Annotated in this window: 13 protein-coding genes; 8 read left to right on the top strand and 5 right to left on the bottom strand. The window is 68.4% G+C overall.

Translation table 11 applies throughout. The annotated features are described in order from the left end of the window. Positions 1 to 9: 9 nt before the first annotated feature. Together ROV93_RS16185 and bioC are read left to right on the top strand one after the other, a co-directional pair. Positions 10 to 789 carry an SDR family oxidoreductase gene (locus ROV93_RS16185; RefSeq protein WP_072168005.1) on the top strand — a complete coding sequence of 260 codons (780 nt, stop codon included), beginning with the start codon at positions 10 to 12 and terminating at the stop codon, positions 787 to 789. A 12-nt stretch (positions 790 to 801) separates the two neighbouring features. After that, on the top strand, positions 802 to 1,686 hold the full coding sequence (gene bioC, locus ROV93_RS16180) for a malonyl-ACP O-methyltransferase BioC (protein WP_072168006.1): 885 nt from the start codon (positions 802 to 804) through the stop codon (positions 1,684 to 1,686). Positions 1,687 to 1,796: 110 nt separating this feature from the next. On the opposite strand, the gene ROV93_RS16175 is transcribed toward bioC, so the two are convergent. Both ROV93_RS16175 and ROV93_RS16170 read right to left on the bottom strand, forming a co-directional pair. Next, entirely contained in the window at positions 1,797 to 2,429 is a 633-nt protein-coding gene (locus tag ROV93_RS16175; protein WP_080376938.1) for a YdcF family protein, read from the bottom strand. Beyond that, positions 2,426 to 3,388 carry a pyridoxal-phosphate dependent enzyme gene (locus ROV93_RS16170; RefSeq protein WP_072168007.1) on the bottom strand — a complete coding sequence of 321 codons (963 nt, stop codon included), beginning with the start codon at positions 3,386 to 3,388 and terminating at the stop codon, positions 2,426 to 2,428. Before ROV93_RS16170 ends, ROV93_RS16175 begins: the two co-directional genes overlap by 4 nt. 160 nt (positions 3,389 to 3,548) lie before the next feature. On the opposite strand from ROV93_RS16170, the gene ROV93_RS16165 reads away from it, so the two are divergent. Together ROV93_RS16165 and mnmG are read left to right on the top strand one after the other, a co-directional pair. Beyond that, complete coding sequence (locus tag ROV93_RS16165) at positions 3,549 to 4,040, top strand: hypothetical protein (protein ID WP_072168008.1); 492 nt, start codon at positions 3,549 to 3,551, stop codon at positions 4,038 to 4,040. Positions 4,041 to 4,626: 586 nt separating this feature from the next. Continuing rightward, positions 4,627 to 6,516, top strand: a complete 1,890-nt coding sequence (gene mnmG / locus ROV93_RS16160; protein WP_005420137.1) for a tRNA uridine-5-carboxymethylaminomethyl(34) synthesis enzyme MnmG — start codon at positions 4,627 to 4,629, stop codon at positions 6,514 to 6,516. Between the two features lie 133 nt (positions 6,517 to 6,649). Here the strand turns inward: mnmG and smeC are convergent, their stop codons facing one another. From smeC to smeA, 3 genes are read right to left on the bottom strand one after another with little or no spacing between them, the layout of a single operon-like run. Beyond that, positions 6,650 to 8,065 (bottom strand): multidrug efflux transporter outer membrane subunit SmeC, encoded by a 1,416-nt coding sequence (gene smeC, locus ROV93_RS16155; protein WP_072168010.1) that lies wholly within the window; start codon positions 8,063 to 8,065, stop codon positions 6,650 to 6,652. Next, a complete protein-coding gene (smeB, locus tag ROV93_RS16150; RefSeq protein ID WP_072168011.1) occupies positions 8,062 to 11,211 on the bottom strand; it encodes a multidrug efflux RND transporter permease subunit SmeB in 3,150 nt (1,049 codons plus the stop codon). Before smeB ends, smeC begins: the two co-directional genes overlap by 4 nt. A gap of 12 nt (positions 11,212 to 11,223) precedes the next feature. Next, entirely contained in the window at positions 11,224 to 12,420 is a 1,197-nt protein-coding gene (smeA, locus tag ROV93_RS16145) for a multidrug efflux RND transporter periplasmic adaptor subunit SmeA (RefSeq protein WP_072168012.1), read from the bottom strand. Positions 12,421 to 12,548: 128 nt separating this feature from the next. Here smeA and baeS point away from each other — a divergent pair, with 128 nt between their 5' ends. From baeS to ROV93_RS16125, 4 genes are all read left to right on the top strand, one after another. After that, positions 12,549 to 13,940 (top strand): sensor histidine kinase efflux regulator BaeS, encoded by a 1,392-nt coding sequence (gene baeS / locus ROV93_RS16140; RefSeq protein WP_072168013.1) that lies wholly within the window; start codon positions 12,549 to 12,551, stop codon positions 13,938 to 13,940. Beyond that, positions 13,937 to 14,626 carry a response regulator gene (locus tag ROV93_RS16135; protein ID WP_072168014.1) on the top strand — a complete coding sequence of 230 codons (690 nt, stop codon included), beginning with the start codon at positions 13,937 to 13,939 and terminating at the stop codon, positions 14,624 to 14,626. The genes baeS and ROV93_RS16135 overlap by 4 nt, the downstream gene beginning before the upstream one ends. A gap of 131 nt (positions 14,627 to 14,757) precedes the next feature. Then, on the top strand, positions 14,758 to 15,579 hold the full coding sequence (locus ROV93_RS16130; protein ID WP_072168015.1) for a nucleotidyltransferase domain-containing protein: 822 nt from the start codon (positions 14,758 to 14,760) through the stop codon (positions 15,577 to 15,579). A 140-nt stretch (positions 15,580 to 15,719) separates the two neighbouring features. Continuing rightward, positions 15,720 to 16,250 (top strand): gamma carbonic anhydrase family protein, encoded by a 531-nt coding sequence (locus ROV93_RS16125; protein ID WP_061479018.1) that lies wholly within the window; start codon positions 15,720 to 15,722, stop codon positions 16,248 to 16,250. The last annotated feature ends 114 nt before the right edge of the window (positions 16,251 to 16,364 follow it).

Genomic DNA, 16,364 nt, shown 5'->3' with positions numbered 1-16,364 from the left:
GATTGACGCATGGATCTGGGTATCAACGGCCGCTGGGCACTGGTCTGCGGCGCAAGCAAGGGCTTGGGCCTGGGCTGCGCGCGTGCGCTGGTGCGCGAGGGCGTCAACGTGGTGATCGTGGCCCGTGGCGAGGAGGCACTGCAGGTTGCCGCCGCGGAGCTGAGCGCCCTGCCCGGTGCCGCTGAGGTGCGCGCGGTCGCCGCCGACGTCACCACCGACGCCGGTCGTGCCGCGGCGCTGGCCGCGTGCCCGCAGGTGGACATCCTGGTCACCAATGCCGGTGGCCCGCCGCCAGGCGACTTCCGCACTTTCGAGCGCGACGACTGGATTGCCGCGCTGGACGCCAACATGCTGGCGCCGATCGCGCTGATCCGCGCCACCGTGGACGCAATGATCGCGCGTGGCTTCGGCCGCATCGTCAACATCACCTCGTCGGCGGTGAAAGCCCCGATCGACATCCTGGCGCTGTCCAATGGCGCGCGCAGCGGCCTGACCGGGTTCGTCGCCGGCCTGTCGCGCCGCACCGTGGCGCACAACGTCACGATCAACAACCTGCTGCCCGGCCAGTTCGACACCGACCGCCTGCGCGCCAACTTCGCCCACACTGCGGGCAAGGACGGCGATGCCGGCGCAGTGGCCGAACGCCGCCGCCAGCAGATTCCCGCCGGCCGCTTCGGCACGGCGGACGAATTCGGCGCCGCCTGCGCCTTCCTGTGCAGTGCACACGCCGGTTACCTCACCGGGCAGAACCTGCTGATCGACGGCGGCGCCTACCCCGGTACGTTCTAAGAGACTTTCGCAATGCCGTCCCACTTCGATGCCCGCCATGTCCGCCGCGCGTTCGCCCGCGCCGCCACCAGCTACGACGCCGCCGCCGCCCTGCAGCGCGAGGTGCAGGCGCGGCTGGTGGAATCGCTGGACTACCTGGAAGCACGCAAGCCCGAGGTGGTGCTGGACATTGGCGCCGGAACCGGCCACGCCAGTGCGCTGATGAAGAAGCGCTGGCCGAAGGCGCAGGTGATCGCGCTGGACGTGGCACTGCCGATGCTGGACCAGGCCAAGCGCCAGGCCGGTTGGTGGAAGCCGTTCCAGCGCCTGTGCGGCGACGCCGCCGCGCTGCCGCTGGCCGACAACAGCGTGGACGTGATCTTCAGCAACCTGTGCCTGCAGTGGGTGGACGATCTGCCGGCGGTGTTCGCTGGCTTCCGTCGCGTGCTCAAGCCCGGTGGCCTGCTGCTGTGTTCCACCTTCGGCCCGGAAACCCTGATCGAACTCAACGAGGCCTTCGCCGCCGCCGATGACCGCCCGCACGTGAGCCGCTTCGCGCAGATCGCCCAGTTCGGCGATGCGTTGATGATGGCGGGCTTCCGCGACCCGGTGCTGGACCGCGATCTGTTCACCCTGACCTACGACGACCTGCCCTCGTTGATGCGCGAGCTGCGCGCGATGGGCGCGACCAATGCGCGGGTGGATCGCCGCCACACGCTGACCGGGCGTGGCCGTTTCGCTGCGGCGGCAGCAGCGTATGAACCGATGCGCCGCGCCGACGGCAAGCTGCCCAGCAGCTGGGAAGTGATCTATGCCCATGCCTGGGCACCGGACCGGGGCGCACCGATCCGCGAAGGCGGGCATGACGTGGCCTCAGTGCCGGTTTCGGCGATTCCGATCCGGCGCAAGCAGACCTGATCGCCTGGTAGTGCCGGCCGCTGGCCGGCAACCTCACGTTTCCATGATGGGCATCTGCCGGCCAGCGGCCGGCACTACCGAATGGTAGCCGCCCAAATCAGGCTCCCGCCTCAGGTGTTGGCCGGCGAACTCAGCGGCGGCCGCACCAGGTCGCGGTGGAAGAAATAGATTTCCTGCACCAGGAAACGCCAACTGGTGTGGAAGCTGCGGAAGCGCGTGCTGGGCGTGGACGAGGCCAGTGCATCGATGCCCAGCGCCTTGCTCAGGCGCAGCGCACGCGCCATGTGCAGTGGGTCGCTGACGATGATCACCCGGTGCAGGTTGCGCTGGTCCATCAGCCGCTTGGCTTCCACCAGGTTCTGCACGGTGTTGCGCGAGGCAGTCTCGATCAGGATCGCATCGTCCGGCACGCCGTGCTTGAGCGCATAGCGCCGCGCCACCTGTGACTCGGAAAAGCGCGCGCCGGTACCACCATAGCCGCCGGTGAAGATCAGCAGTGGCGCGAACCGGGCCTCATAGAGATCCAGCCCATGACGGATGCGTTCTTCGAATACCGGCGACGGCTTGGCGTCATAGGCCGCCGCACCGAGCACGATGATGGCGTCGGCCTTGGCCGCCTGGTCACGCTCGCCGACCCAGACGATCCAGGCAGTCACGCCCAGCAGCCAGATCACCAGCAGGACAAACAACCGCCACAGCCAGCCCAGCAGGCCAGTGCGATGCCGGTGCCGGTCGCGGCTCACGGCGCGCCCCAGCGCAGTGCGGGCAGGTCGACGTTGCCGCCGGACAGCACCAGGCCCACGCGCAGGCCGGCAAAACGCTGCGGCTGCGCCAGCACCGCGGCGAGCACGGTCGCCGATGACGGCTCGACCACCTGCTTGAGGACCTCCCACAGCAAGCGCATCGCCGCCACCGTCGCCGCGTCATCGACCACGATCACCTCGGCGTTGGCCGCGCGCAGCAGCTCGAAGTTGGGCGCGCCGATCAGGGTGCGCAGACCGTCGCAGATCGTGTCCGGGGTGAACGGCCCCTGGCGCTCGCCAGCGGCCAACGAGCGCGCGGTGTCGTCCGCGCCGGCCGGCTCGGCCAGCACCAGCCGGGTCTGCGGGCTGGCGAGCTGCAGGGCCCGGGCGGTACCGCTGGCCAGGCCACCGCCGCCCACCGGTACCACCAGCACGTCGAACGGGCCGTCGCTATGCAGCAGCTCCAGTGCTGCGGTGCCCTGCCCGGCCATCACCGCCGGGTTCGCATAAGGATGGACCAGGGTCGCGCCGGTATCAGCCTGTACTTTGGCGCAACTGGCCTCGCGGTCAGCGACGGTCGGCGGGCAGCGCCAGAGCGTGGCGCCATGGCGGGCGATGTTGGCCAGCTTGGCCGCCACTGCACCTTCGGGCACCACCACGTGGCAGGGAATGCCACGGGTGCGCGCGGCCAGGGCCAGGGCGGCGCCGTGGTTGCCGGAGGAATGGGTGACCACGCCAGCGCCGGCGCGATCGGCATCCAGCGACCACACCGCATTGCAGGCGCCGCGGAACTTGAATGCGCCACCGCGCTGCAGATGCTCGGCCTTGAACGCCAGCTGCGCGCCGGCCAGCGCATCCAGCGTGCGCGAGCGCAGCACCGGGGTCACGCTGGCGTGCGGCGCGATCCGCGCAGCGGCAGCCAGGACATCATCGGCACGGGGCAACAGTGAATCGCTCATGACGCAAGATTAACGTATGGCTCCCTGCTGGCGACCCCGGCACAGGTCATGCCAGCATGGCAGCCTTCACCTCCATTCATCCTGGACAGTGAAGTTAAGGGCCGATTCAACGCCTGCGCATGAAGCTCACTGTACAACCCGTCCTCTGGGGGGACCCACGATGAAAACGCGCCTGATGCTTGCCGGTGGCCTGATGCTGGCCCTGACCGGCTGCACCACCTACGACTATGTCGGCGGTGGCCGCAGCGGCAGCTACTACCACGGTGCGCCGTCGGTGGAGTACCGCTACCCCGCCGGCTATCCCTACAACTACGGCTACCCGTACTACGGCGGCTATGGCGGCTACTACGGCGGCTATGGCAATCCGTACTACTCGCGCCCGATCTACCGCCCGCCGCACAACCACCGCCCGCCACCGCGCCCACCCGGCAACGGCGGCGAGAACCGCCCGCCGCCGCCGTCGCGGCCGTCGTACAACGGCGGTTCGCCGTGGCGGAACATGGACTCGATGCGCCGCCCGCCGCAATCGAACAGCCAGCCCTCTGCGCCCCCGCCGCCGGCCCGTCCGGCTCCGGCGCCGAGTGCGCCAAGAATGAACGGTTCCCCCTGGCGCAACATGGATCGTGGGACGCAGCGCACAGTTGAGCGCTGAACCGTATTGCATTTCACACGGTCCAAGCCGCACTCTACGGGGCCAGTGACGGCCCGCGTCACAAAGTGACAAAAACGACACGGGCCGCCGCAAAAAGCTCTACGTCGATATCCGACAGGAACATCTGGATCCCCCCTGTTCCGGCCCTGTCGGATGTCGGCACCTCTGAAGGCAGACGGCCCCGCAGTGCGGGGCCGTTTGTTTTTGGGGCACGTTGTTCTGGTGCCGCCGCCACGGCATCCACGCATGCGTGGATCTACCCAAGGCCCGTCATCAGTAGATCCACGCCATGCGTGGATGGAGCTCTCCCGATAGCCTCCAGAAAAAAACAGGGCCGCGCAGTCCCCCGACTGCCGGCCCCCTGCTCCCCCACCGTGCGCCTGTACCGGCCCCTGTTCCAATTCCGGTCACGGGCGCCTGCGGCGCCAGCCACGGTGGGTGCTATTGGGTTATCTGCAAAAATCCTGCCAACTTTAGGGCTGATTTCGACGGAAGCCGGCCGGCGCCGACGTCGCGGCCCCGAATGGCGCTAAAATCGCCACCCCGGTGCCGCCCCGGCCGCGCCCGCCCCCAGCTGAACAGCCCCATGAACCCGTCCTTCCATCGTTACGACGTCATCGTCATCGGCGGTGGCCACGCCGGCACCGAAGCCGCGCTGGCCGCGGCCCGTACCGGCGTGCGCACCCTGCTGCTGACCCACAACATCGAAACAGTGGGCGCGATGAGCTGCAACCCGGCCATCGGCGGCATCGGCAAGGGCCATCTGGTCAAGGAAATCGACGCCCTGGGCGGTGCGATGGCGCATGCCGCCGACCGCGCCGGCATCCAGTGGCGCACGCTCAACGCCTCCAAGGGCCCAGCCGTGCGCGCCACCCGCTGCCAGGCCGACCGCAACCTGTATCGCATGGCGATCCGCGCCATCGTCGAAGGCCAGGCCAACCTGACCGTGTTCCAGGCCGCCGTCGATGACCTGGTCATTGAAGGCGACGCCGTGCGCGGGGTCATGACCCAGACCGGCCTGCGCTTCGACGCCGGTGCCGTGGTGCTGACCGCCGGCACCTTCCTGGCCGGCAAGATCCATGTCGGCCCGACCCAGTACGCCGCCGGCCGCATGGGCGACCCGCCGGCCACCACGCTGGCGGCGCGCCTGCGCGAGCGTCCTTTCCAGGTGGACCGCCTGAAGACCGGCACGCCGCCGCGCATCGATGGCCGCTCGCTGGACTACAGCGTGATGGACGAGCAGCCGGGCGATTCGCCGCGGCCGGTGATGTCCTTCCTCGGCTCGGTGGACGAGCATCCGCAGCAGGTCAGCTGCTGGATCACCCACACCACCGAGCAGACCCACCAGATCATCCGCGACGCGCTGCACCGATCGCCGCTGTACAGCGGCCAGATCGAAGGCATCGGCCCGCGCTACTGCCCGTCCATCGAGGACAAGGTGGTGCGCTTCGCCGAAAAGGCCAGCCACCAGATCTTCGTCGAACCCGAAGGCCTGGGCATCGTCGAGATCTACCCCAACGGCATTTCCACCTCGCTGCCGTTCGACGTGCAGCTGGAGATGGTGCGCAGCATCCGTGGCTTCGAGAACGCGCACATCACCCGCCCAGGCTACGCCATCGAGTACGACTTCTTCGATCCGCGCGGGCTGAAGGCGTCGCTGGAGACCAAGCTGGTCAACGGCCTGTTCTTCGCTGGCCAGATCAACGGCACCACCGGCTATGAAGAAGCCGCCGCGCAGGGCCTGCTGGCCGGCCTCAACGCCGCACGCCAGGTGCGTGGGCTGGACGGCTGGTGCCCGCGCCGCGACGAGGCCTACCTGGGCGTGCTCGTGGATGACCTGATCACCCACGGCACCAACGAGCCGTACCGCATGTTCACCAGCCGCGCCGAGTACCGCCTGCAGCTGCGCGAGGACAATGCGGACCAGCGCCTGACCCCGACCGGCCGCGAGATGGGCCTGGTGGATGACCGTCGCTGGGGTGCGTTCGAGACCAAGCAGGCCGCTGTTGCTGCCGAGCGCGCACGCCTGGGCGCGCTGTGGGCGACCCCGGCCAATGCGCTGGGCCGCGAAGTGCAGGACACGCTGGGCGTGGCGGTCAGCCGCGAGACCAACGTGCTGGACCTGATCAAGCGCCCCGAGCTGGATTACGCGCAGCTGATGCAGGTGCCATCGCTGGGGCCGGCCGTGGCCGACGCCAAGGTGGCCGAGCAGGTGGAGATCGGCGTGAAGTACGCCGGCTACCTGGACCGCCAGCGCGAGGAGATCGAGCGCCAGCAGCGGCACGAAGCCACGCCGATCGCCGAAGCCTTCGATTACGCGACGGTACGCGGGCTGTCGGCCGAAGCACTGCAGAAACTGGAGCGGGTGCGCCCGCAGACCATCGGCCAGGCGCAGCGTATTCCGGGCATGACCCCGGCAGCGATCTCACTGCTGCTGGTGCACCTGGAGCGCGCGCGCCGCGGCCGCGTGGCGTAACGCGGGACCGTCCGCTTCTGGTGGGTGCCGGCCTCGGCCGGCACGAATCATCCGATAGCGATACTCCGTGCATGTGTGCCGACCAAGGTCGGCACCCACCGGAGCGGAACACGCACCCACCTTGGCGAACGCGCTACCGTGCGTCGGCACCGCCGCCCAGCACCTTGAACAACGTCACCCGGTTGCCCGCTTCCTGCTGCTGCAGCGCGATCAGGTCCTGCTGTGCGGCAAACAGGCTGCGCTGCGCATCCAATGCCTGCAGATAGCCGTCCAGCCCGGTGCGGTAACGCGCATCGGCCAGCGTGTAGCTGCGCTGGCTGGCGGCCACCAGCGCGCGCTGTGCGTCCATCTGCGTGGCCAGGTGATCACGCGTGGCCAGCGCATCGGCTACTTCACTGAAGGCCTGCTGGATCGCTTTCTCGTACTGCGCAATGCCGATGTCCTTGCCGATCTTCGAGGCATCCAGCGAGGCCTTCAGCGCACCGGCGTGGAAGATCGGCGCGGTGATGCTGGGCGCGAACGACCAGCCACGGGTGCCGGCCGAGAACAGCGTCGACAACGCGGTGGAGCTGTGGCCGTAGTTGGCGGTCAAGGTCAGCGTCGGGAAGAATGCGGCGCGCGCGGCACCGATATCGGCATTGGCCGCCTGTAGTGCGTGTTCGGCGGACAACACGTCCGGGCGCTGCAGCAGCACGCTGGACGGCAGGTTGGCCGGCAGCGGCGCCAGTGCCACGCTGCCATCCAGCGCCTGCGCGGTTGGCAGCAGGGCCGCATCCAGCGGCGCCCCCACCAGCAACTGCAATGCATCGCGATCCTGCGCCTGCTGCGTGTGCAGCTTGGCCAGCGCACCGCGCGCGGCTTCGACGCTGGTCTGTACCTGCGAGACATCCAGCCCCGAGGCCAGCCCCTGTGCATGACGGGCTTCGGTGCGCTGCAGGGTCTGCTGCTGGCTGTCCAGGGTCTGCCGGGTGAACGCCAGTGACTGCTCGTCCGCTGCCAGCGCCAGCCACGCCGCGGCCACTTCGGCCACCAGGCTGGTGCGCGCGGCGCGCTGGTTCTCGGCGCTGGCCAGCCAGTTCTGCAGGGTCTCGTTCTTCAGGCTGCGGATGCGTCCAAACAGATCCAGTTCCCAACTGCTGATACCCACCTGCACGGCATCGGATTCAGTCACCTGGGTGGCACCGGTCTCGCTGTTGGCATCGCTTACCCGCGAGCGGGTGACACTGCCGCTGGCATCCACCGACGGCAGCAGCGCCGCGCGCTGGATGCGGTACTGCGCCCGCTCCTTCTCCACCTGCAGCACGGCCACGCGCAGGTCGCGGTTGTTCTGCAGCGCCAGCGCGATCACCTGCTGCAGGCGTGGCTCAAGGAAGACTTCGCGCCAGGCTGGCACCGCCAGTGCTGGCTCGGCCTCGCCCGTGGCGGCATTGCCGAATTGTGCCGGCACCGGTGCCTCGGGCCGCTGGTAATGCGGCGCCATGCTCACGCAACCACCCAGCACCGTGGTGATCATTGCGGCCGCCAGGGCGCGCAGCAGCATCGGCTTCATGGGCTTGCCTCCGGGGCAGCGGCGTGGGCCGGCGCGCGGCCCGGGAACAGGCGGCGCACGAGCAGGTAGAACAACGGCACGAAGAACATGCCCAGCACCATCGAGGCGACCGTGCCGCCGGCCACGCCGGTACCCAGCGAGCGGCGCGCGGCCGAGCCGGCGCCGGTGGCGAACACCAGCGGCAGCACGCCCATCAGGAACGCCAGCGAGGTCATCACGATCGGCCGCAGGCGCAGATAGACGGCCTGCAGGATCGCCTCGCGGGTGCTCCTGCCCTGCTGTTCAAGGATGCGCGCGAACTCGACGATCAGGATGCCGTTCTTGGCCGCCAGGCCAATCGTGGTCAGCAGGCCGACCTGGAAGTACACGTCGTTGTTGAGGCCACGCAGATTCATCATGAGCACCGCACCAAACACGCCCACCGGCACCGCCAGCATCACCGCGAGCGGCACCGCCCAGCTTTCATACAGCGCGGCCAGGCACAGGAACACGAACAGCAGCGAGATGGCGTACAGCATTGGCGCCTGATTGCCCGACAGCTGTTCCTGGTAGGCCATGTCCGACCAGGCATGGCTGAAGCCTTCCGGCAGTTTGTCGGCCAGGCGCGCGATCTCGGCCATCGCCTCGCCGGAACTGACGCCGGGCGCGGGCTGGCCGGTGATCTCCATCGCCGAGATGCCGTTGTAGCGTTGCAGCGCGGCCGGCGCGCTGGACCAGTGCGCGCTGACCAGCGACGACAGCGGCACCATCTGCCCTGCCTGGTTGCGCACGCTCCAGCGCTCGATGTCCTGCGGCTGCATGCGCGCTTCGGCCGTGCCCTGGATGAACACCTTCTTGATGCGGCCCTTGTAGATGAAGTTGTTGACGAAGTCGCCACCCAAGGCCGCATTCAAGGTGTCATTGATGTCCTGCGGATTCACGCCCATCGCCTGCGCCTTGGCGTCGTCCACCTTCACTGCATACACCGGCGCGTCTTCCAGGCTGGCGTAGCGCACGTTGACCAGCTTCGGATCCCTGGCGGCCTCCTTCAACAGCGTGTTGCGCGCGGCCACGGCGGCGGCATGGCCGGCGCCGCCTTCGTCCTGCAGTTCCAGGGTGAAGCCGCCCGCGTCACCCAGGCCAAGGATGGCCGGTGGCGAGGTGATGAACACCTGCGCATCGGGCACGCTGGCCGTGGCCGCGGTCAACCGCGCGGCAATGGTGTCGGCGTCATCCTTGCGGTCATCCCAGTCCTTCAGGCGGATGAAGGCCTGGCCGACGTTCTGGCCGCTGCCGGTGACACTGAAACCAGCGGTGGCCTGGATCGACAGCACGCCGTCGTCCTTCACCGCGGCGGCACTCAGGCGATCCATCACCGCGCGGGTCTGCTCCAGGGTGGCACCGGCCGGCAGCTTCACCAGCGCGTTGAGCATGCCCTGGTCCTCGTCGGGCAGGAACGCGCCGGGCAGGTGCCACAGCAGCAGGCCGGTGGCCACGCTCAGCGCCAGGTAGAACAGTACGCCCAGCGTGCGCCGGCCAAGGAAGCCATCCACCCGGCGACGCAGGCCGTTGGACGTGCGCTCGAAACGGTGGTTGAACCAGATGAAGAACTTGCCCAGCAGGCTCGGCTCGCCGCCGTGGTCGCCATGCGGATGGCCGCCCTTGGGAATCTGGTGCAGGATGCTGCCGCACAGCGCCGGGGTGATGGTCATCGCCACCAGCACCGACAGGACCATCGCGGCGGCAATCGTCACCGAGAACTGGCGATAGATCACGCCGGTGACACCGCTGAAGAACGCCATCGGCAGGAACACCGCGGTCAGCACCAGCACGATGCCCACCAGCGCGCCGGTGATCTGGCCCATCGCCTTCAGCGTGGCCGGCTTCGGCGCCAGCCCTTCGAAGGTCATCACCCGCTCCACGTTCTCCACCACCACGATGGCATCGTCCACCAGCAGGCCGATGGCCAGTACCAGCGCGAACATGGTCAGCGTGTTGATCGAATAACCGAACGCGGCCAGCACGCCGAAGGTGCCCAGCAGCACCACCGGCACTGCGATGGTCGGGATCAGGGTGGCGCGCCAGTTCTGCAGGAACAGGTACATCACCAGCACCACCAGGATGACCGCCTCGATCAGGGTGATCACCACTTCCTTCAGCGAGATCGTCACGAACGGCGTGGTGGTGAACGCCACGTGGTAGGTGTAGCCGTGCGGCCAGTGCTTCTGCAACTGCTGCAGGCGGGTCTCGATGGCCTTGGACACGGCGATGGCATTGGCACCCGCATTGAGCTCGATGCCCAGCGACGCCGACGGCTTGCCGTTGAAGGTGCTGATGCTGTCGTAGCTCTCCGGGCCCAGGCCGATCGTCGCCACGTCACCCAGGTGCACCACGCTGCCGCTGGCATCGGCTTTCAGCACCACCCGCGCGAACTGTTCGGGCGTGTGCAGGCGGCTGCGCGCGGTGACCGTGGCGTCCAGCTGCTGGCCCTTCAGCGCCGGCTGGCCACCCAGCTCACCGGCCGAAACGTCGGTGTTCTGCGCCTGCAGTGCGGTCTCGATGTCCGATGGCATCAGTGCGTACTGGCGCATCTTCTCCGGGTCCAGCCAGATGCGCATGGCGTATTCCTGGCCGATCGGTTGGATGTTGCCGACACCACTGACGCGGCTGATCTGGTCGTCGATGCGCGCTTCCATGAAGTTGGCGACATCGAAGTTGTCCATGCTGCCGTCCTCGCTGGTGAACGACAGCACCTCGAAGATCGAACCACTGGACTTGGTGATGGTCAGGCCGTTCTGCTGCACCGCCTGCGGCAGCGTCGCCATCGCCGCCTGCAGTTGGTTCTGCACCTGCACCTGCGCGGTGTCCGGATTGGTGCCGGTGGCAAACACCAGGTTGACCTGCGCCGAACCATCGGAGGCGCTGGTGGAGGTCATGTACATCAGGTGGTCCAGGCTCTGCTGGGACTGCTCGATGACCTGGGTCACCGCGTTTTCCACGGTCTGCGACGAGGCACCGGTGTAGGTGGCGCGGATGGTGATGGTGGGTGGGGCGATCTGCGGGTAGCGGTCCACCGGCAGGATCAGGATCGCGAGCAGGCCGAGCAGGCTGACCGCGATGGCGATCACCCAGGCGAAGATCGGCCGGTCGATGAAGAAACGAACCATGCGCGGCAGGCCTCAGTGCGACGTTTCGTCGGTGTTGCCGGTCGGGTCGATCGCCGGCATTGCGGCCAGCTGCGCGGTGGTGGCCGCCACCGCCTGCACCTGCTGGCCAAGCGCTACCGCGCTGCCGTTGCTGACGATCACCCGTTCGCCAGCCTTCAGCCCCTGCGTGATCTGCCACTGGTTGCCCACTACCTGGCCGGTGCTGACCCGGCGCTCGACCACGCGATCCTTTGCGTCGAGCAGGCGCAGCAGCGGCTCGCCACGTTCATTGCGCAGCACCGCCTTCTGCGGCACCAGCAGGGCACGCGCATCGGTGGCCATCGGCAGCACCGCCTTGAGGTACATGCCCGGCAGCAGCAGGCCCTCCGGGTTCGGAATGACCGCGCGCAGCACCACGTTGCCGGTGCCCGGGTCGACTGCGCTGCCGACGAACTCCAGGGTGCCTTCATGCGCATAGGTGCTGCCGTCCTCCAGCAGCACCTTCACCTGTGCCTTGCCGTCGATGGCTTTCACCAGGCCGGCATCGAGCTGCTTGCGCAGCGCCAGCATCTGCGTGCTGGACTGGGTGACATCCAGATAGACCGGGTCCAACCGCTGGATGGTCGCCAGCGCCGCGTCCTGGCCGGCGGCGACCAGCGCGCCAGCGGTCACGCTGGAGGTGCCGATGCGGCCGTCGATGGGGGCGGTCACCCGGGTGTAGTCGAGGTTGATGCGGGCCGCCTGCAGCGCAGCGCGCGCGGCGATCACATTGGCCTGGGCCTGCTTCAGCGCCGAGGTGGCGTCGTCGGCGTCCTGCTTGCTCGCCGCATCCATGCCCAGCAGCGTGCGGGTGCGCTCGGCCTTCGGCTGCGCCGACAACACAGTGGCCTCGGCCTGCGCCAGCTGGCCACGCGCGGTATCGAAGGCGGCCTGGTACGGCGCCGGATCGATCTGGTAAAGCAGCTGGCCGGCCTTGACCTGCTGGCCTTCGGTGAACAACCGCTGGCGGATCAACCCACCGACCTGCGGGCGCACCTCGGACACCTCGAACGGCACGGCGCGGCCGGGCAGCGTCTGCTGTAGTGCCAGCGGCTGCGCGCTGGCCGTGATGACGCCCACTTCGGGCATGGCCGGTGCTTCAGTCCTGCCCGCCGAACAGGCCGCCAGGGCCAGCAGCAGGGGCAGCAGCAGGGGACGCGGGGAACGGGACAGCGGGCGCAGGAGTGACATGAGGGGGCGTGGGGCCTTGCGTTGACCCGTGCACGCTGCCGTGGAACTGTGCAGAGAATATGGAGATTGTGCGACCGGCTCAGCGGGCGCTTGCTTTCGGCGCCGCATGCGCCGCTAATGGCCCCGCGATGGCGAAGATTCGACTCAAATTCGGCCTGACCGCGAAGACCTTCCTCGCGATCTTCACCGCCTGCCTGCTGGTGCTGGCAGTGAACGGCGTTGCCAGCCGAGTGGCGTTCCAGACCGGCTTCCTGGACTACCTCAATGACCAGGGCGATGTGCGCATGCAGCGGGTGATGCCGCACCTGCAGCGCGAGTACAGCGCGCACGGCGGCTGGGAGCATCTGCGCGGCGACAGTGACCGCTGGGCGCGGCTGCTGCGCCCGGACCTGGCCCATGGGCACGAGGGGCCCGTGCCACCGCTGTCCGACCAGACCGGCGTTCCCTCCCGCCTGGGCCTGTTCGATGCACAGCATCTGTTCGTAGCCGGCAACCCCGACGCCACCAGCGACGACGAGCCGCACGCCGTGCAGGTGGACGGGCACACGGTCGGCTGGCTGGGCATGGTGCCGTTCCAGACCGTCATCGCCACCAACGACCTGAACTTCTACAACACCCAGATGCGCGCGTGGTGGGTGATCGGCATCGCGCTGCTGCTGGTGACGGTACTGCTGGCCTGGCTGGTATCGCGCGCGCTGCGCCAGCGCCTGGCCAAACTGGCGGCGGCCACCCACCGGCTCGCCGCCGGTGACTACGCCACCCGCATCGAGCGCACCAGCGATGACGAGCTGGATGCACTGGTCAACGACTTCAACCGGATGGCGCAGGCGCTGGACGACACCGAGCGCAACCGCCGTGCCTTCATCGCCGACATCTCGCACGAACTGCGCACGCCGCTGGCGGTGGTTCGTGCCGAACTGGAAGCCATCGAGGACGGCATCCGCCCGCTGGACCGCGCCAACCTCGGTGCCCTGCAGGGCGAGATCCGCCAACTGGGCAAGTTGATCGACGACCTGCACGACCTGTCGATGACCCAGTCCGGCGGCCTGGCCTACCGCTTCGCGCCGCTGGACCTGGCGGCGCTGCTGCGCAGCGAGCTCAATGGCATGCGCGTGCGCTTCTCCACGGCGGGGCTGGCGCTGGAGGAGGACCTGCCCGCCACACCGCTGCAGGTATCCGGTGACGAACGGCGCCTGCAGCAGGTGCTGGCCAACCTGCTGGAGAACGCATTGCGCTACACCCACGCCGGGGGCCGCGTACGCGTGCAGGCAGCGCGCGTGCCTGCCGGTGTGCAGCTGATCGTGGAAGACACCGCGCCAGGCGTGCCGGCCGACAAGTGCGCGCTTCTGTTCGAGCGCTTCTACCGGGTGGAGAGCTCGCGCAACCGGGCCAGCGGCGGCAGCGGGCTGGGCCTGGCCATCAGCCACAACATCATCCTCGCCCACCACGGCCTCATCCACGCCGAGCCCTCGCCGCTGGGCGGGCTGCGCGTGGTCATTACCCTGCCGGAGCCTGCATGAGCCCGTCCCCCGCCGCGTCCGCGAAGATCCTGATCGTCGAGGATGAGCCACGCCTGGCCTCGGTGCTGCGCGACTACCTGGCCGCCGCCGGGATGACCAGCGAATGGGTGGACGATGGCGGCCAGGTGATCGACGCATTCGCGCGCTACCAGCCCGACCTGGTGCTGCTGGACCTGATGCTGCCACAGCGCGATGGCGTGGACCTGTGCCGCGAACTGCGCGCCAGCAGCGATGTACCGGTGATCATGGTCACCGCACGGGTGGAAGAGATCGACCGCCTGCTGGGCCTGGAAGTCGGTGCCGACGACTACATCTGCAAGCCGTTCAGTCCTCGCGAAGTGGTCGCACGGGTGATGGCGGTGCTGCGTCGCTACCGCCCGGACCCCGCTGCGCGGGCCAACAGCGGGCTGCATATCGACGAACCGGCAGCCCGCGCCACCTGGAACGGCAAGGGCCTGGACCTGACCCCGGTCGAATACCGCCTGCTGCGCACGCTGCTGGCCACGCCGGGCCGGATCTGGGCGCGCGACGAGCTGCTCGACCGCCTCTATCTGGACCATCGCGTGGTGGTCGACCGCACCGTCGACAGCCACGTGCGCAACCTGCGCCGCAAGCTGGCCGACGCCGGCATGGAAGGCGAACCGATCCGTTCGGTGTATGGCATGGGCTACAGCTACGAACCCTAGCCGGTAGTGCCGGCCGCTGGCCGGCAGCCTCGTGGCACGCCTGGATTTCCGTGGTTGCCAGCCAGCGGCCGGCACTACCCGTGCGCACCTGCGTTACAGTCGAGCACGCTCGACATTACGAACACGACTGCATGGACGACATTCATCCGATCGCGCCGGACAAGCGCGCCGCCATCCTTTCCACCCTGGCCGACATCGAACAGCGCTACGACGTACGCGTGCTGCTGGCCTGCGAGTCGGGTAGCCGTGGCTGGGGCTTTTCCTCCCCGGACAGCGACTACGACGCACGCTTCATCTACGTGCATCGCCAGCCGTGGTATCTCAGCGTCAACGAGAGCACCGGTCCCGGCGAAGCGCAGCGCGATGTGATCGAACTGCCGATCGACGATGAGCTCGACGTCAGCGGCTGGGACCTGCGCAAGGCACTGCGGCTGGTCTCAAAATCCAATCCGACACTGATCGAATGGCTGCGTTCGCCGATCGTGTACCGGCAGGACGACGCCGCCGTGGCGCAGCTGTGGGAGGCCGCAAAGTCCTTCTATTCGCCGCTGGGCACGTGGTGGCACTACTTCAGCATGGCACGCTCGAACCATCGCGGGTACCTGCGTGGCGAGATGGTACGCACCAAGAAGTACCTGTACGTGCTGCGCCCACTGCTGGCCTGCCAGTGGATCGAGCACGAGCAGACACCTCCGCCGATGGCCTTCGAGGATCTGCTGGATCGACTGCTGCCGCATGGCCCGGTGCGTGACGCCATCGATGCCCTGCTGGTAGTGAAACGCGCCAGTGCCGAGGTCAATGCCGGACCACGCATCGCGGCGATCAGCGATTTCATCGATCGTGAGCTGGCCACCCGGACTGCGCAGGCGCCACAGCTGCCCGTTGGACGCGGTGATGCGGCGTGGCTGGATGAGCTGTTCCGGCAGGTGCTGGCCAGGCACGCGCCGGCATGAAGAGCCGCAGCTGCTTCCGGTCGTGCCGGCCGCTGGCCGGCAACCGCGCGGCACGCCTGGATTTCCGTGGTTGCCGGCCAGCGGCCGGCACTACCACACGGGTATCATCGTCGCGAACGCCCTGATTTCCGGAGACACCGATGAACCCGCTGCGCCCCTTCCGCGACAAGATGCCCGTCCTCGGCGAGCGCGTGTACATCGATCCTGCCTGCACCGTCATCGGTGACGTGGAGCTGGCCGAGGACGTATCGGTGTGGCCGGGCACGGTCATCCGCGGTGATGTCAATCACGTGCGCATCGGCGCGCGCACCAACGTGCAGGATGGCACCATCATCCACGTCAGCCACCACAGCCCCTACAACAAGGCCGGCTACCCGACCCTGATCGGCGAAGGCGTGACCGTCGGCCACGGCTGCATCATCCATGCCTGCACGATCGGCGACTACAGCCTGATCGGCATGGGCGCCTGCATCCTCGACGGTGCGCGCGTCGAGCGCCATGGCTTCGTCGGCGCCGGTGCGGTGGTCGGCCCGGGCAAGGTGGTCGGCGAAGGCGAGCTGTGGGTGGGCAATCCGGCCCGCCCGGCGCGCACGCTGAGCGACAAGGAGATCGAGTCGCTGCACTACTCGGCCGACCACTACGTGCGGCTGAAGGACGAATACCTGGGCTGAGCAGCCAACGCCGCCATGCGGCTCTGCTAAAGTCTGGGCCCGACCAGGACCTGTCGAGACCCCCATGCCTGTGGCTGCCTGCCGGAGAGGACTCCGGCGCCCACAACGAAGGCT

The sequence above is a fragment of the Stenotrophomonas maltophilia group sp. msm4 genome (genome assembly GCF_032025605.1).
Classification (GTDB): Bacteria; Pseudomonadota; Gammaproteobacteria; order Xanthomonadales; family Xanthomonadaceae; genus Stenotrophomonas; species Stenotrophomonas sepilia.
Note: the sequence above shows the minus strand (reverse complement) of the source record. Positions and strands in the feature narration are given on the sequence as shown.

Coding starts and splice junctions, on each gene's coding strand:
- ROV93_RS16185 (WP_072168005.1), top strand. CDS start 10: ATGGATCTGGGTATCAACGGCCGCTGGGCACTGGTCTGCGGCGCAAGC.
- bioC (WP_072168006.1), top strand. CDS start 802: ATGCCGTCCCACTTCGATGCCCGCCATGTCCGCCGCGCGTTCGCCCGC.
- ROV93_RS16170 (WP_072168007.1), bottom strand. CDS start 3,388: ATGAGCGATTCACTGTTGCCCCGTGCCGATGATGTCCTGGCTGCCGCT.
- ROV93_RS16165 (WP_072168008.1), top strand. CDS start 3,549: ATGAAAACGCGCCTGATGCTTGCCGGTGGCCTGATGCTGGCCCTGACC.
- mnmG (WP_005420137.1), top strand. CDS start 4,627: ATGAACCCGTCCTTCCATCGTTACGACGTCATCGTCATCGGCGGTGGC.
- smeC (WP_072168010.1), bottom strand. CDS start 8,065: ATGAAGCCGATGCTGCTGCGCGCCCTGGCGGCCGCAATGATCACCACG.
- smeB (WP_072168011.1), bottom strand. CDS start 11,211: ATGGTTCGTTTCTTCATCGACCGGCCGATCTTCGCCTGGGTGATCGCC.
- smeA (WP_072168012.1), bottom strand. CDS start 12,420: ATGTCACTCCTGCGCCCGCTGTCCCGTTCCCCGCGTCCCCTGCTGCTG.
- baeS (WP_072168013.1), top strand. CDS start 12,549: ATGGCGAAGATTCGACTCAAATTCGGCCTGACCGCGAAGACCTTCCTC.
- ROV93_RS16135 (WP_072168014.1), top strand. CDS start 13,937: ATGAGCCCGTCCCCCGCCGCGTCCGCGAAGATCCTGATCGTCGAGGAT.
- ROV93_RS16130 (WP_072168015.1), top strand. CDS start 14,758: ATGGACGACATTCATCCGATCGCGCCGGACAAGCGCGCCGCCATCCTT.
- ROV93_RS16125 (WP_061479018.1), top strand. CDS start 15,720: ATGAACCCGCTGCGCCCCTTCCGCGACAAGATGCCCGTCCTCGGCGAG.